The sequence below is a fragment of the Robbsia sp. KACC 23696 genome (assembly GCF_039852015.1).
Lineage (GTDB): Bacteria > Pseudomonadota > Gammaproteobacteria > Burkholderiales > Burkholderiaceae > Robbsia.
Map to the genome: position 1 here is coordinate 3,397,335 of NZ_CP156626.1, position 14,516 is coordinate 3,411,850.

Consider the following 14,516-nt stretch of genomic DNA (forward strand, 5'->3'; position numbering starts at 1 on the left):
CATCTCTAATGTGCATCGCATCACGATTGAATTGAACTTCTTCCAAATTGTTAAAGAACGACAGCCGATTTTGGTATCTCTACCAAGTCAGTGTTAGGCCAAGCCTAAGCTAAAACACACTCATCGATGTTCAACCGCAACATCGCCAAATATCTTTTAGCTTAAGGTTTGGTGGAGGCTAACGGGATCGAACCGTTGACCCTCTGCTTGCAAAGCAGATGCTCTCCCAGCTGAGCTAAGCCCCCAATATTGCTACTGTAGGTACATCTCTCCAGCTGCTGGAACTACAGTCGAGCCCGAGCAACCAAAGACTAGATGGTGGGTCTGGTTGGATTCGAACCAACGACCCCCGCCTTATCAAGACGGTGCTCTAACCGACTGAGCTACAGACCCTACAGCCTGTCGTATGACAGCCGATAAGCGTGAGCGCTTAACTTACGTTGCGTTAAGCTCGAGAAAGGAGGTGATCCAGCCGCACCTTCCGATACGGCTACCTTGTTACGACTTCACCCCAGTCACGAATCCCACCGTGGTAAGCGCCCTCCTTGCGGTTAAGCTACCTACTTCTGGTGAAACCCGCTCCCATGGTGTGACGGGCGGTGTGTACAAGACCCGGGAACGTATTCACCGCGGCATGCTGATCCGCGATTACTAGCGATTCCAACTTCATGCACTCGAGTTGCAGAGTGCAATCCGGACTACGATCGGTTTTCTGGGATTAGCTCCACCTCGCGGCTTGGCAACCCTCTGTACCGACCATTGTATGACGTGTGAAGCCCTACCCATAAGGGCCATGAGGACTTGACGTCATCCCCACCTTCCTCCGGTTTGTCACCGGCAGTCTCCTTAGAGTGCCCTTGCGTAGCAACTAAGGACAAGGGTTGCGCTCGTTGCGGGACTTAACCCAACATCTCACGACACGAGCTGACGACAGCCATGCAGCACCTGTGTATCGGTTCTCTTTCGAGCACCCCCTAATCTCTCAGGGGTTCCGACCATGTCAAGGGTAGGTAAGGTTTTTCGCGTTGCATCGAATTAATCCACATCATCCACCGCTTGTGCGGGTCCCCGTCAATTCCTTTGAGTTTTAATCTTGCGACCGTACTCCCCAGGCGGTCAACTTCACGCGTTAGCTACGTTACTAAGGAAATGAATCCCCAACAACTAGTTGACATCGTTTAGGGCGTGGACTACCAGGGTATCTAATCCTGTTTGCTCCCCACGCTTTCGTGCATGAGCGTCAGTGTTGGCCCAGGGGGCTGCCTTCGCCATCGGTGTTCCTCCGCATATCTACGCATTTCACTGCTACACGCGGAATTCCACCCCCCTCTGCCAGACTCTAGCTTGCCAGTCACAAATGCAGTTCCCAGGTTGAGCCCGGGGATTTCACATCTGTCTTAACAAACCGCCTGCGCACGCTTTACGCCCAGTAATTCCGATTAACGCTTGCACCCTACGTATTACCGCGGCTGCTGGCACGTAGTTAGCCGGTGCTTATTCTTCCGGTACCGTCATCAGACCAGGATATTAGCCCAGTCCTTTTCTTCCCGAACAAAAGTGCTTTACAACCCGAAGGCCTTCTTCACACACGCGGCATTGCTGGATCAGGCTTTCGCCCATTGTCCAAAATTCCCCACTGCTGCCTCCCGTAGGAGTCTGGGCCGTGTCTCAGTCCCAGTGTGGCTGGTCGTCCTCTCAGACCAGCTACAGATCGTCGCCTTGGTAGGCCTTTACCCCACCAACTAGCTAATCTGCCATCGGCCGCCCCTATAGCGCGAGGTCCGAAGATCCCCCGCTTTCATCCGTAGATCGTATGCGGTATTAATCCGGCTTTCGCCGGGCTATCCCCCACTACAGGACACGTTCCGATGTATTACTCACCCGTTCGCCACTCGTCAGCGGAGCAAGCTCCCTGTTACCGTTCGACTTGCATGTGTAAGGCATGCCGCCAGCGTTCAATCTGAGCCAGGATCAAACTCTTAAGTTTAATCTCTGTTACTGTTTTCTATTCTTCCGAATAGGTCGCTCAACTCAAGAATCAACAAGAAGTACAAACCGAAGTTCGTACGACTTACTTTCTTCTCTTGTGCGAGCTCTTGATACTTTTGCTTGAATCCCGTGACGAATCACCGGACCTGCAACTCCATCAAGCGCCCACACTTATCGGCTGTAAATTTTTAAAGAACCGTTTAACGACTGGCTGGACATTTCCTCGCACTAGGCGACCCGTCGATTACTGCTATACTACTTTGCTTCGTCGTTCGCAGCGTTGCTTTGCTGCAGAACAGAAGCGAGATTATGTACCGCACTCCTCGCTTCGTCAAGCACTTTTTTGCAGACTCGTTTGCGATATTTCTAGATCCACCCAAGAAACATCCCAATCGGCAAAAAGCTGCTCGACCACTTCACCCTCAGAAACACACCCAAGAACAAAGCCACCGCTACTTCCTGGCAATAAGAAAGCACCCTTAAAAACAAGCACCTTTCTTGCCACCACCCCCCGCCGCTTCGCTGCTTGCGCTGCGTTGTTTGCAGCGGGGAGGCGAATAATAGATCGCCCCCAGGAATCGCGCAAGCCCTTTTTCAACATTTTCACACTTTCGCAAAAATTGCCGGCTAGCGCCTTGGTAACAGCAGCCACATCCGGCCCGACTGCTTCATCCGTCCCGCCAAATCGCCGGCATCGTCGCCATGCCCCCAGAAGTAATCGGCACGGACGCCACCGCGAATCGCCGAGCCGGTGTCCTGGGCAAACACCAGCCGGTTCAGCGGCGCATCGCTGAACGGACGCGTCGTCGATAGAAACACGGGCACGCCCAAAGGAATGGATGTCGGGTCCACGGCGATCGACCGTTCCGGCGTGAGCGGCACACCCAAGGCGCCCAAGGGTCCATCGGCGTCATCGCCGGCGACCGGTGGCATCTCTTTGAAAAACACGAAGCGCGGGTTCACATCCAATAGCGCCGGTACCCGCGACGGGTTGGCCCGCGCCCATGCCTTGATGCCTTGCATCGTAGCCTGCGCCGGGGTGATTTCGCGCTGCCGCAAGAGCCAGCTACCGATCGACTCGTACGGTTGGTTATTGGTTCCGCCAAAACCGACTCGCATGATCGACCCATCGTCCAACACGATCCGCCCCGACCCCTGGACCTGCAGGAAGAATGCCTCGATGGGGTCGTCTACATAGACAAGCTCGTTACCCTCGAGCACGCCCGCACGCTCCAAGGCAGGGCGCGCCGGCAACGGCGCACCGCGCCGAACGCCCATCGGCCAACGGTACAGCGGATAGAGATAGGGCGCATGCCGCACACGTGAGCCATGCAGCAGAGGCTCGTAATAGCCGGTGATCAAGCCGTCCACCGAGCCATTCCGATTCGCCAGTTGGTAAGGCTGAAAGTACTGCTGGAAGTAGGAGCGCGTGGCACTCTCATCCAATTCGTCGAGCTGTAGCGATGCGGCGCACGCCACACGCCAATCAGGCGCGGTTCGCAGACGCAGGCACGTCTGGCGCAACGACGCCGTGGCACCCAATAGGGAGTCTGCGCTCCACCCCTGCACGGCGTCCCACCCCACCGGGGTCAGTCGGTCGGCCGCGATGATTTCCGATACGCGCGGCATCGACAAGGGCGACAACGTCCCGCGCGTCGCATAACCGGCGCCTGGAGCGACGCCGCTCCGCGACGGCGACGGCCCGGACGAGCAGGCGGCCAAAACCGCCGCCAACGCACACGCTGCCGCTACAGCCACCGCACCACGCCGCGACGATAGACGTCGCAGCTCTGCCAACACACGCTTCATCGACCGTTCGCCTTTCCTCAATGGAGCGTCCGCGGCATCGCCAGCGTGAACTCCGCAACCGGCGCGTCGAAGCGCTCGCCATCCTCCGCCACGCAGAAAAACGAACCACGCATCGTTCCGATCGGCGTCGCGATCATCGCCCAACTCGTATATTCGAATTGCTGACCCGGCGCCAGCAAGGGCTGGTTGCCGACGACACCCAAGCCTTTCACCTCCTGCACATCCCCCTCACCGTCCGTGATGACCCAATGCCGGGAGATCAGTTGCGAGGCCACACTTCCCGTGTTGCGAATCGTGATTGTGTAAGCGAACGCATATTGGCGCTGCGCCGGCTCGGACTGGTCCCGCAAAAAGCGCGGCGACACCGTTACCGTCATCTGATACTGGCTCATTCGGCGGGAAATTCGCAAAGAAGTAAGGAGCGGCAGCCGCCTTCCATGGAGAAAGGCAACTCGGTAGGTCCCAGGCCGCCAGCAGATGCAGACGACGAACGGATCGTCGAACATTCTGAAGCAAGCCCCGGCCCGCCGCAACTGAATGAAAGACATCCGCTGCCGCACATCGTCGCGGCGGCGCGAGGCTGGCCCTGCCCGGTACGCCACCCGCGCCTTCCCGACCGCCTGCGGAAACATCGAGATCGTTCCAGCGGCGCAGCCAGGCCGATTCGGTAGAATACCGATATAGGCAAACCGATATAGGCATCCCTATATAGGAAACCGGCAGAAATGCGCTGCGGCGGATGACACGGCGCTTCCCTGCCGGGCGCAAACGCACATTTCGGCCTACCCGGCCACGGCAGGGCGCCGACATCGAGCGCCCCTTCACCCCTCTCACGGACCATCATGAAAGACTATGTGATCGCCCCTAGTATTTTGTCGGCCGACTTCCTGCGCCTTGGCGAAGAAGTCAGCAGCGTCGTGGCAGCCGGCGCGGACTGGATCCATTTCGACGTGATGGACAATCACTACGTCCCCAATCTGACGATGGGGCCGATGTTCTGCGAAGCGCTGCGCCCGCACACATCGGTTCCGATCGACGTACATCTGATGGTGAAGCCGGTGGATCCGCTGGCCGCGGCCTTTGCCAAGGCCGGTGCGAACAACATCAGTTTCCATCCGGAAGCGTCGGAGCATATCGATCGGACACTCGGCCTGATTCGCGAACACGGGTGCACGGCTGGCCTGGTCTTCAATCCCGCCACGTCCCTCTCCTACCTGGATCATGTGATGGACAAGGTCGACGTGATCTTGATCATGTCGGTCAATCCCGGATTTGGCGGCCAATCCTTCATTCCGGAAGCGCTGAACAAGCTCCGAGAAGCGAGAAAGCGTATCGACGCCTACACCGCGCGCACCGGCCGGAAAATCCGACTGGAAGTGGACGGCGGCGTTAAAACCGGGAATATCGCCGAAATCGCCGCCGCGGGCGCCGACACCTTCGTCGCGGGCTCCGCGATCTTCGGACACGGCAACTACGCCGAAATCATCACCGCAATGCGCGCCGAGTTGGCAACCCAATCCGAGGAAGCTGCCGCTCATGCCCACCCTTGATCCGTCGACCCCGTCCCCCGCGACAACGTACGCCGCCAAGCCGCGCGGCAGCAGCGCGGCCGTATTCCTGGGGCGCCCGCTGGTAGCAGCGATCGTCGATCTGGACGGCACGATGGCCGATACCGCAGACGATTTCACGGCGGCCCTCAACATCACCCTGCGTGCGCTGCCGACGCCCTTGCGCGCCGTGACACGCGAAGAAGTGGTGCATTACATCGGCAAAGGCACCGAAAAACTGATCCGCGACGTCCTGGCGGCACGCTTGCCCGAAGGCGAGGCCCACGCCTGCTTCGACGTCGCGCTGGGGGCCTATCACGATGCCTACGAACAGATCAACGGCCTCTATGCCAGCCTCTACCCCGATGTCGCCGCCGGGTTGGGCGCCCTGCAGGCACTGGGGCTGCGCCTGGCCTGCGTGACGAACAAACCGGAGCGATTCGCACGCGGCTTACTGGCGCGCCACGATCTACTCCCCTTCTTTCCGATCGTTATCGGCGGCGACTCCTTGCCGCGCAAGAAGCCGGATCCGCTGCCGATGTTGACCGCCTGCGAACGGATGGCAGCAAGCCCGCAGGAGACGGTGGCGATCGGCGACTCGGAAAACGACCTGATTGCCGCGCGCGCCGCCGGCATCGCCAGCATCACCTTGCCGTATGGCTATAACCACGGTAAATCCGTGCAGGAACTGGCAACCGATGCTATAGTTCCAACGCTGCTCGCGGCGGCGCGGCTGCTCGGATTTCAGTCCGTAGACGCCCGCTAAGCAAGGTAGGACGTTCTGCCGGGCAGGCCGTGAAACGGAAAACGGCAGCGTAATGACGATGGCGCCTGATCAACGATTCTGGCGCTTTTCCTGACGATTCGAACGATTTCGATCGATTGCAATGTTTCTGAACAAAAAACGGAGTCATGGCGGCATTGACCGGGGGGCATGGCCCTGGCGTCGCTTGTCTTGGTGATTTCGCCCCGAGGCTGCTGAAGCACCCCCTGCTTCGGCTTCCGTTTTTTGCTGTCCCCTTAAAGCTGTATCTTGACGTTGCCGCCGGCCAAGGCCGGTACGCGAAGCCCTGCATCGCGGCACATCGTTCAAGTCGTGCAGGAATGATGGCATAGCAGGCCGTGATCGGTGCAGTCTGACCGATTGACCTGATGCTGCCGTAGGCGCGAACCATCGTGGCGCGCACATTCCTCGCGATCTGTCCGACGTGTCTCGCGCAGCACGCGTGACGTGACGCCACGTTGCCGGCCGTTCGGCCCGCACACCGTGTCTTCACCTCCGTGCACTGCCCGTCCGCATGCTGCTTTGCGTCCGACCGATACGTCGCCGCCGCATGACTCGTTGTCGCGTCTCCGGAATCGCCGCATCCGGAGACGGCACGAGTGTGTGGCGATGCCGGACAAAGAGACCTGACACCATGACCGAAATCGAATTCCAATCGCTGGCCGCCGCAGGCTATAACCGCATTCCGATGGTCGCCGAGGCGCTTGCCGACCTGGAAACGCCGCTATCCGTCTACCTGAAGCTTGCCCAGCGCGAACGCCACGGCGCCAATTCCTATCTGCTCGAATCAGTCGTCGGCGGCGAACGCTTCGGGCGCTATTCGTTTATCGGCCTGCCCGCGCGTACGCTGTTGCGCACCAGCGGCACGCAGGTCGAAGTCGTCACCGATGGCCAAGTCGTAGAGACATCGGACGCGAATCCGCTCGATTTCATCGAAACTTTCCAGAAACGGTTCAACGTGGCCCCGCGCCCCGGCCTGCCGCGCTTCGTCGGCGGCCTGGCCGGCTACTTCGCCTACGATGCGGTGCGTTATATGGAGCGCAAGCTCGCGCACTCGGCGCCCGCGTCGGACCCGCTGAATATGCCGGACATCCTGTTGCTGCTGACCGAGGAAGTCGCGGTCATCGACAACCTTGCCGGCAAGCTCTATCTGATCGTGCACGTCGATCCGGCGCGACCGGATGCCTATACCAATGGTCGTCGGCGCCTGCGTGAACTACGCGAGCGCCTGCGGGAACCGGTACAGGCGCCGGTCACATCGGCATCGGTCCGCACCGAAATCCATCGCGAATTTGCAAAGACCGATTATCTGGCGGCCGTCCATCGCGCGAAGGAAGAAATCGAGGCAGGCGAATTGATGCAGGTCCAGGTCGGCCAACGCCTCGTGAAGCCGTTCCGCGATTCACCGCTGTCGCTGTACCGCGCGCTGCGTTCGCTGAACCCGTCGCCGTATATGTATTACTACAACTTCGGCGACTTCCACGTGGTGGGCGCTTCGCCGGAGATTCTGGTGCGTCAGGAGCCCCGCAACGACGAAAGGATCGTGACGATCAGACCGCTCGCCGGAACGCGGCCGCGCGGCGCCACACCGGAAGCCGATGCGCAACTGGCAACGGAATTGCTCGCCGATCCGAAGGAGATCGCCGAGCACGTGATGCTGATCGATCTGGCTCGGAACGATGTGGGTCGCATCGCCCAGACCGGATCGGTGCAAGTCGTCGACAAGATGCAGATCGAGAAATATTCGCACGTGCAGCATATCGTCAGCGCCGTGGAAGGCACGCTGAAACCGGGCCTGTCGAATCTCGACGTGCTGCGGGCGACGTTCCCGGCCGGGACTTTGAGCGGTGCGCCGAAGGTTCGCGCGATGGAAATGATCGACGCCCTCGAACCGGTCAAGCGGGGGCTGTACGGCGGCGCCGTCGGCTATCTGTCGTTCTCCGGCGAAATGGACCTCGCCATCGCCATTCGCACCGGCATCATCAAGGACGGCAATCTCTATGTTCAGGCGGCAGCCGGCGTGGTCGCGGACTCGATTGCCGAATCCGAATGGCTGGAGACGGAGAACAAAGCACGCGCGGTGTTGCGCGCGGCCGAACGGGTGCAGGACGGATTGGACGGGGAGTACTGACATGCTGCTGATGATCGACAACTACGATTCTTTTACGTACAACCTCGTGCAGTACTTCGGTGAGCTGGGCGTGGACGTCCGCACGGTCCGAAACGACGAGATCACGCTCGGCGAAATCGCCGAGATGGCGCCCGACCAGATCTGCCTTTCGCCGGGCCCGAGCGATCCCAAGCACGCCGGCGTCACTTTGAACGTGCTGCACGAGTTTGCCGGCAAGCTGCCGATCCTCGGTGTCTGCCTGGGTCACCAGGCGATCGGCGAGGCGTTCGGCGGCAAGGTGATTCGCGCCAAGACCGTGATGCACGGCAAGGTCAGCGAAATCGAAACCGATCAGCAAGGCGTCTTCACCGCGCTGCCGAAGCGCTTTATCGTCACCCGCTATCATTCTCTGGCGATCGAACGCGAAACGCTGCCCGATTGTCTGGCGATCAGCGCCGAGACCGCCGATGGCGAAATCATGGGTGTGCGACACAAGTCGCTTCCGGTGGAAGGCGTGCAATTCCATCCGGAATCCATCCTGAGCGAACATGGCCACGCCTTGCTGCGTAATTTCGTGCAGCGCTGACCGCCTCGCCGCCGACGTCCGCCCCGACGCCGGGGCGTGCGCGGCGCAATGCCACTTTGAATTCGGAATAGACATCGCATGAACGACGCCTCCACTGCCACCGCCATCAGTCCGCACGAAGCGCTGCAGCGTACGATCGAACACCGCGAGCTGTTCTTCGACGAGATGGTGCATTTGATGCGCCTGATCATGCGCGGCGAGATCGCGCCCGAAATGTGCGCCGCGCTCTTGACCGGGCTGCGCGTCAAAAAAGAAACCATCGGCGAAATCACCGCCGCCGCCACCGTGATGCGCGAACTGGCGCATCACGTGAAGGTCGACGATAAATCGCATTTCGTCGACATCGTCGGTACCGGCGGCGATGGCGTGCATACCTTCAACATCTCGACGGCATCGATGTTCGTCGTGGCCGCTGCCGGCGCGAAGGTGGCCAAGCATGGCAATCGCAGCGTATCGAGCACCTCCGGCAGCGCCGATGTCCTCGAAGCGCTCGGCGTCAACCTCCATCTGAACCCGGAACAGGTCGCACAATCGATCGCAGCGACCGGCATCGGCTTCATGTTCGCGCCGAACCACCATCCGGCGATGAAGAACATCGCGCCGGTGCGCAAGGTCCTGGGCGTGCGAACGATCTTCAATATCCTCGGCCCGCTGACAAACCCGGCCGACGCACCCAACCAGTTGATGGGGGTGTTTCATCAAGACCTGGTCGGCATCCAGGTGCGCGTCATGCAAAGGCTGGGTGCCAAGCACGTGCTGGTGGTACACAGTCGTGACGGCATGGACGAGATCTCATTGGGCGCCCCGACGCTGGTCGGTGAACTGATCGACGATGAAATCCGCGAATATGAGATTCACCCCGAGGACTTCGGGCTGCAGATGACGTCGAACCGATCGATTCGTGTCGGTAGCGCGGCAGAATCGCAGACGATGTTGCGACAGGCTCTGGCCGATACGCCAGGTGCGGCGCGCGATATCGTCTTGCTCAATGCCGGCGCCGCGCTCTATGCGGCCGGCGTGGCGGTGTCGATTTCCGAAGGCATCGATCGCGCGCGTGAAGCGCTGTCGAGCGGCGCCGCACTACGTAAGGTCCAGGCACTGGTGGACTTCACGCAATCCTGCAAAGGCTGAAAGCACAATGTCGAACATTCTTGAAAAAATCGTTGCCGTCAAACGCGAGGAAATCGCGGCCGCCCAGGCGAGCGTGCCCTTCGCCGAACTGCGCCTGACGGCCGAATCGCGCGATCCGGCCGACGCCCGCGACTTCGTCGGTGCATTACGCGCGAAACAGGCCGCCGGTCTCCCGGCGATCATCGCCGAAGTCAAGAAGGCCAGTCCGTCGAAAGGCGTGATCCGCGAGCATTTCGTTCCCGCCGATATCGCGCGATCCTATGCATCGAATGGGGCCGCCTGTCTGTCCGTGCTGACCGATGTGCAATTCTTTCAGGGAGGAATGCCCTACCTGAAACAGGCGCGCGCCGCGTGCAACCTGCCCGTACTGCGTAAGGATTTCATCGTCGACGCCTACCAGGTGCTGGAAGCGAAAGCGATGGGCGCGGACTGCATCCTGTTGATCGCCGCGATCCTCAGCGCCGAACAGATGCAGGATCTGGAGGCGCTGGCCCTGTCGCTCGGTCTCGCGGTGCTCGTCGAGATTCACGGCCGCGACGAGTTGGCCGCCGCGCTGACCTTGAAGACGCCGCTGCTCGGCATCAACAACCGCGATCTGCGCACCTTCGACGTGTCGTTGCGTACGACCTTGGACATGCTTGCTGATTTGCCGGAAGACCGGCTGGTGATCACCGAGTCGGGTATCGCGAATCATGACGACGTCACGCTGCTGCGAAACAGCGGTGTCCCGGGATTCCTGATCGGCGAAGCGTTCATGCGCGCGCCGGAACCGGGCGTCGAACTGGCGCGCCTGTTCTTTGCATCGCAACACTGACGGGACGACTGGCCGGATGGCGATCGAAAAAGAAATGAAGCTGGCGCTGGGTGGCGCCCAGCCGGAAGCACTGGCACAGTGGCTGCGCCAGGTGGTGGTGGAAGGCGCGGCGACGGACGCGTCGCAGGGGGCAGCGGACGGCTCCGCCAGCTTCCCGCTGCAAAACATTTATTACGACACGCCAGCGCTGGATCTCGCCCGCACGCGCATTGCCTTACGCTTGCGTTTGGCGCCACGCGGCTGGCTGCAGACGCTGAAGACGGCTGGCAAATCGGTTGACGGTTTGCACGCACGGGGCGAATGGGAAATGCCGGTGGCAGGGCCCGCACTCGATCTCGACGCATTGCGCGCCGCTTGCGACGACCCCGAAGCGCTTTCCGCCCTGCAGGCCTTCCACGATGCAGGAATCCCATTGATCCCGGTGTTCCGCACCGATTTCAACCGGACCGTCTGGCACGTCCGGAGCGGCGGCGCGCGCATCGAAGTGGCTTTGGATCAAGGGAAAGTCTTCGTGCCGGACGCCGGTGCCGATGCCGAAACCGCCATCGACGAAATCGAGCTCGAATTGCAAGGTGGTGACGGTAACGATAGCGAGAACGAAGCAGCCTTGATCGGTTTTGCCGATCGGCTAAGAGCGGCGTTCCCGAGCTTGCGCGCGGACGACACGTCGAAAGCCGCGCGCGGTTATACCTTGTTCGCATCGGTTCAAGCAGCGCGGCAAACGACGTCCGCCTCCTTGGCGCGCGACGAAAGCGGCAAGCACACAGGCGGAGCGGCATGATGCAGGACGTCCTCGAACCGACGCCGCTTGCGACGCAATTCGACGCGCTACCGGCGGGATGGCGGGCCTGTCTCGCGGATTTTCTCGCCAGTGACGCTTACCCGCGCCTCTGCCAGTTCGTCGATGGCGAACGCGCTGCCGGAAAGACAATCTATCCCGCCGATCCGTTTCGCGCCTTGACCTTGATGGGCGCCGATCAGGTGCGTGTCGTGATTCTGGGGCAGGACCCGTATCACGGAGAAGACCACGGCATCCCGCAAGCGCATGGCTTGGCGTTCTCGGTACCGCCCGGGGTGCGTCCGCCGCCATCCCTGCGCAATATCTGCAAGGAAATCAGTGCGGAGTTCGGTCACCCGCCGCCAAAGCAAGGTTGCCTGGACCATTGGGCACGCCAAGGCGTCCTGTTGCTGAACACGGTGTTGACGGTGGAAAAGGCCAATGCCGCGAGTCATGCGAAACGCGGCTGGGAGCAATGCACCGATGCCCTGATCGCGCATCTCGGCGCGAGCCCGACACCCTTGGTCTTCCTGCTGTGGGGCGCCCATGCGCAAGCGAAGCGCGCGCTGCTGGCGCGACATGCACAGCATCTGGTATTGGAAGCACCGCACCCCTCGCCGCTATCGGCACATCGGGGATTTCTGGGATGCGGCCACTTTGGGGAGGCGAATCGCTTCCTGACCGAGCACGGCCTGGCCCCGATCGATTGGTCGATTCCCGCAGTGGAAAGCAACGGCGCCTTGTTCTGACGCGGAAACGAAAACGGCACAGCGGAATTCCCCATAGGAAACCCCGCTGTGCCGTACCGCCGGGCAAACCCGGTTATACCCTTCCCTTACAGCGCCGCGATCGCCTCACGCGCGCTCGACAGTGCCAGCGCTGCCGCGTCCGGGCCCATCGCGAAGCCTTCCGCGTAGACGAAGGTCACATCGGTCATGCCCAGGAAACCCAGGAACATCTTCAGGTACGGCGTCTGCACGTCCATCGGCGTACCCGTGTATTTGCCGCCGCGCGCGGCAACGATATAGACCTTCTTGCCCTTGACCAAACCTTCCGGCGTGCCTTCGGTCGTGTAGCGGAAAGTCACGCCAGCACGCGCGATAAAGTCGAAATAGCCCTTCAGCTGTGTCGAATCGGCGAAGTTATACAGCGGCGCGCCGATCACGACGACGTCGGCGGCTTGCAGCTCTTCGATCAGTGCGTCGCTGCGCGCGATGATTTCCTTCTGCGCGTCGTTACGCGACTCGGCCGGCGTGAAAAAAGCGCCGAGGATGGCGTCGCTCAAAACCGGCAGGTTCGTCGACAGCAGATCGCGCACGACGACGTTCGCGCCAGCGTGCTTCTTTTGCAGATGTGCGGTGGCTTCCGTGGCCAACAGCGTCGAGTTGGCGCCTTGCGAGCGGGCTGCGCCGTTAATTTGCAGAATCGTGGTCATGATGTTTCCCTTCCAAAAGGTGCACGTCATACGGGGAGATCGATCGCCGGTTGCGCAGTGCGCCCGCCGCGGCCCTTTATGGGATGGCGGCGCGCCGTGCGCCCGCGGCAAATCGTGATGTTGCCCATTGTAGGGCTTGCCGTTTTTGGCACAAGTCGAAAATTTGGGTAACATTGTCCTGTTTTTGGGACAACAGCCAAGGAGCTCGCCGATGGCCCTCATGGACGATTTGAACGACATGTTGGTGTTCGCCGAGGTGGCGCGCGCCGGTAGCCTGACCGCCGCCGGCGCCGTGCTGGGCATGCCCAAAACCACCGTCAGCCGGCGCCTGGCAAAGCTGGAGCAGCGCCTCGGCACCCGCCTGCTGGACAAGACGACGCGCCGCCTCGAATTGACCGAGGTCGGCGAAGCCTATCTCGAACATTGCCTGCCCATTCTCGAAGATGTGGAAACGGCGCGCGATTTCGCCTCGCAACTGGCGCAGCGACCGCGGGGGCTGCTGCGTATTTCCGCACCGCCGGACTTCTCGGAGCATTGGTTGGCGGGACCGTTGGCCGGTTTCAGCACGCGCTATCCGGAAGTGACGCTGGAATTCGACCTTAGTGCGCGTCACGTCGATCTGATTGGTGAGCGTATCGATATCGCGATTCGTGCCGGGCATCTGACGGACTCCACCTTGATCGCGCGCCAGTTGGGCCTGATGACGCGCTCCCTGTATGCGAGCCGGGCCTATCTGGAACGGGAAGGGCGCCCGGAAACACCCGACGATCTGGCGCGCCATCGCTTCGTGTTGCTGCGCGGCGCGCGCAAGGTCCATGACCGCGATACGTTGACGCGTGGCCGGCAGACGGCCGAACTGAAAATGCGCGGCCGCGTGGAGGCAAACAGCCTGACGATGGTTCGGGAGCTGGTGGCCGCAGGGGCCGGTATTTCAGTGCTTCCCGACGCCATGACGGGAGAGCAACGGCAGCGGCATGAATTGGAACGCGTGCTGCCCGATTGGCAACTGCCCAGCACGCCCGTGTATCTGGTGACGCCGTCGCGACGCTTCGTGCCGCGCAAGACGCAGGCTTTCATCGAATACATCACCGAGATCGAACCGATGTGCCGCGCCATCGAGCGGGCGAGCCTCGGGCAGCCGGTGACGTCGCCGGAGAACGCTGCGCCGCGTTCATCGGATCCCGCCCCGCCCTATCCGGTCCTCGATGCCGTCACCGATCTCAAAGGCGCCGCGGCGATCGCGGGACTGTCGTGCGACGACGTTGGCAAGTCGCCGTTTCACCGCCGCACGATGCCGGACTTCGGTGGCGACGCGTTGATCGCCGGAGCGTCCTCGGACGCTGAAACCGGGCACGTTCGACAAGCACCGCAAGTATCGCAGGCCGGGGAACGCTCAGTCGACGTTGCCGACGTCGGTGACGACCTTCCCTAGCCAGGCATCGAAGCGTTGCCGAGCCGCTGCCGCGTGATCGACGTCGGTTGCGACGTCGGTTGCGGTTTCAGCCGCTTCTGCCGTAATGTCGTCCGCGACCT

Annotated in this window: 13 protein-coding genes, 2 tRNA genes and 1 rRNA gene; 9 read left to right on the top strand and 7 right to left on the bottom strand. The window is 61.2% G+C overall.

The genetic code is table 11. The features are described 5' to 3' along the window. Window positions 1–169: 169 nt before the first annotated feature. The 6 genes from ABEG21_RS14325 to apaG all read right to left on the bottom strand — a co-directional run bounded on the left by ABEG21_RS14325 (window position 170) and on the right by apaG (window position 4,190). Window positions 170–245, bottom strand: a tRNA-Ala gene (locus ABEG21_RS14325). Window positions 246–316: 71 nt separating this feature from the next. Next, a tRNA-Ile gene (locus ABEG21_RS14330) sits at window positions 317–393 on the bottom strand. Window positions 394–456: 63 nt separating this feature from the next. Next, window positions 457–1,987: ribosomal RNA gene (locus tag ABEG21_RS14335) — 16S ribosomal RNA — on the bottom strand. Between the two features lie 333 nt (window positions 1,988–2,320). Further along, window positions 2,321–2,641, bottom strand: coding sequence for a hypothetical protein (locus ABEG21_RS14340; protein WP_347555179.1), 321 nt, complete (start codon window positions 2,639–2,641; stop codon window positions 2,321–2,323). Continuing rightward, window positions 2,617–3,798 carry an MltA domain-containing protein gene (locus ABEG21_RS14345; protein ID WP_347555180.1) on the bottom strand — a complete coding sequence of 394 codons (1,182 nt, stop codon included), beginning with the start codon at window positions 3,796–3,798 and terminating at the stop codon, window positions 2,617–2,619. The genes ABEG21_RS14340 and ABEG21_RS14345 overlap by 25 nt, the downstream gene beginning before the upstream one ends. Before the next feature lie 17 nt (window positions 3,799–3,815). Then, on the bottom strand, window positions 3,816–4,190 hold the full coding sequence (gene apaG / locus ABEG21_RS14350) for a Co2+/Mg2+ efflux protein ApaG (protein WP_347556817.1): 375 nt from the start codon (window positions 4,188–4,190) through the stop codon (window positions 3,816–3,818). Between the two features lie 450 nt (window positions 4,191–4,640). On the opposite strand from apaG, the gene rpe reads away from it, so the two are divergent. The 8 genes from rpe to ABEG21_RS14390 all read left to right on the top strand — a co-directional run bounded on the left by rpe (window position 4,641) and on the right by ABEG21_RS14390 (window position 12,297). Beyond that, window positions 4,641–5,348, top strand: coding sequence for a ribulose-phosphate 3-epimerase (gene rpe, locus ABEG21_RS14355; RefSeq protein ID WP_347555181.1), 708 nt, complete (start codon window positions 4,641–4,643; stop codon window positions 5,346–5,348). Next, window positions 5,335–6,111 (top strand): phosphoglycolate phosphatase, encoded by a 777-nt coding sequence (gene gph, locus ABEG21_RS14360; RefSeq protein WP_347555182.1) that lies wholly within the window; start codon window positions 5,335–5,337, stop codon window positions 6,109–6,111. Before rpe ends, gph begins: the two co-directional genes overlap by 14 nt. 652 nt (window positions 6,112–6,763) lie before the next feature. Beyond that, a complete protein-coding gene (gene trpE, locus ABEG21_RS14365; RefSeq protein ID WP_347555183.1) occupies window positions 6,764–8,260 on the top strand; it encodes an anthranilate synthase component I in 1,497 nt (498 codons plus the stop codon). A 1-nt stretch (window position 8,261) separates the two neighbouring features. Further along, window positions 8,262–8,825, top strand: coding sequence for an aminodeoxychorismate/anthranilate synthase component II (locus tag ABEG21_RS14370; protein ID WP_347555184.1), 564 nt, complete (start codon window positions 8,262–8,264; stop codon window positions 8,823–8,825). Between the two features lie 78 nt (window positions 8,826–8,903). Beyond that, window positions 8,904–9,956 (top strand): anthranilate phosphoribosyltransferase, encoded by a 1,053-nt coding sequence (gene trpD, locus ABEG21_RS14375; RefSeq protein ID WP_347555185.1) that lies wholly within the window; start codon window positions 8,904–8,906, stop codon window positions 9,954–9,956. 7 nt (window positions 9,957–9,963) lie between these two features. After that, window positions 9,964–10,770: an indole-3-glycerol phosphate synthase TrpC gene (gene trpC / locus ABEG21_RS14380; protein ID WP_347555186.1), complete on the top strand. Its 807-nt coding sequence runs from the start codon at window positions 9,964–9,966 to the stop codon at window positions 10,768–10,770. Window positions 10,771–10,786: 16 nt separating this feature from the next. Then, window positions 10,787–11,551 (top strand): CYTH domain-containing protein, encoded by a 765-nt coding sequence (locus ABEG21_RS14385; protein ID WP_347555187.1) that lies wholly within the window; start codon window positions 10,787–10,789, stop codon window positions 11,549–11,551. After that, a complete protein-coding gene (locus ABEG21_RS14390; RefSeq protein WP_347555188.1) occupies window positions 11,548–12,297 on the top strand; it encodes a uracil-DNA glycosylase in 750 nt (249 codons plus the stop codon). The genes ABEG21_RS14385 and ABEG21_RS14390 overlap by 4 nt, the downstream gene beginning before the upstream one ends. A gap of 86 nt (window positions 12,298–12,383) precedes the next feature. Here the strand turns inward: ABEG21_RS14390 and ABEG21_RS14395 are convergent, their stop codons facing one another. Then, window positions 12,384–12,983, bottom strand: a complete 600-nt coding sequence (locus ABEG21_RS14395; protein ID WP_347555189.1) for an NAD(P)H-dependent oxidoreductase — start codon at window positions 12,981–12,983, stop codon at window positions 12,384–12,386. Window positions 12,984–13,194: 211 nt separating this feature from the next. On the opposite strand from ABEG21_RS14395, the gene ABEG21_RS14400 reads away from it, so the two are divergent. Further along, window positions 13,195–14,415, top strand: a complete 1,221-nt coding sequence (locus tag ABEG21_RS14400) for a LysR family transcriptional regulator (protein WP_347555190.1) — start codon at window positions 13,195–13,197, stop codon at window positions 14,413–14,415. Window positions 14,416–14,516: the final 101 nt, after the last annotated feature.

Bases quoted from the DNA above. Each gene is read 5' to 3' on its own strand.
- gph (WP_347555182.1), top strand. From the start codon at position 5,335: ATGCCCACCCTTGATCCGTCGACCCCGTCCCCCGCGACAACGTACGCC.
- rpe (WP_347555181.1), top strand. From the start codon at position 4,641: ATGAAAGACTATGTGATCGCCCCTAGTATTTTGTCGGCCGACTTCCTG.
- trpC (WP_347555186.1), top strand. From the start codon at position 9,964: ATGTCGAACATTCTTGAAAAAATCGTTGCCGTCAAACGCGAGGAAATC.
- trpD (WP_347555185.1), top strand. From the start codon at position 8,904: ATGAACGACGCCTCCACTGCCACCGCCATCAGTCCGCACGAAGCGCTG.
- ABEG21_RS14385 (WP_347555187.1), top strand. From the start codon at position 10,787: ATGGCGATCGAAAAAGAAATGAAGCTGGCGCTGGGTGGCGCCCAGCCG.
- ABEG21_RS14390 (WP_347555188.1), top strand. From the start codon at position 11,548: ATGATGCAGGACGTCCTCGAACCGACGCCGCTTGCGACGCAATTCGAC.
- ABEG21_RS14345 (WP_347555180.1), bottom strand. From the start codon at position 3,798: ATGAAGCGTGTGTTGGCAGAGCTGCGACGTCTATCGTCGCGGCGTGGT.
- trpE (WP_347555183.1), top strand. From the start codon at position 6,764: ATGACCGAAATCGAATTCCAATCGCTGGCCGCCGCAGGCTATAACCGC.
- ABEG21_RS14395 (WP_347555189.1), bottom strand. From the start codon at position 12,983: ATGACCACGATTCTGCAAATTAACGGCGCAGCCCGCTCGCAAGGCGCC.
- apaG (WP_347556817.1), bottom strand. From the start codon at position 4,190: ATGAGCCAGTATCAGATGACGGTAACGGTGTCGCCGCGCTTTTTGCGG.
- ABEG21_RS14400 (WP_347555190.1), top strand. From the start codon at position 13,195: ATGGCCCTCATGGACGATTTGAACGACATGTTGGTGTTCGCCGAGGTG.
- ABEG21_RS14370 (WP_347555184.1), top strand. From the start codon at position 8,262: ATGCTGCTGATGATCGACAACTACGATTCTTTTACGTACAACCTCGTG.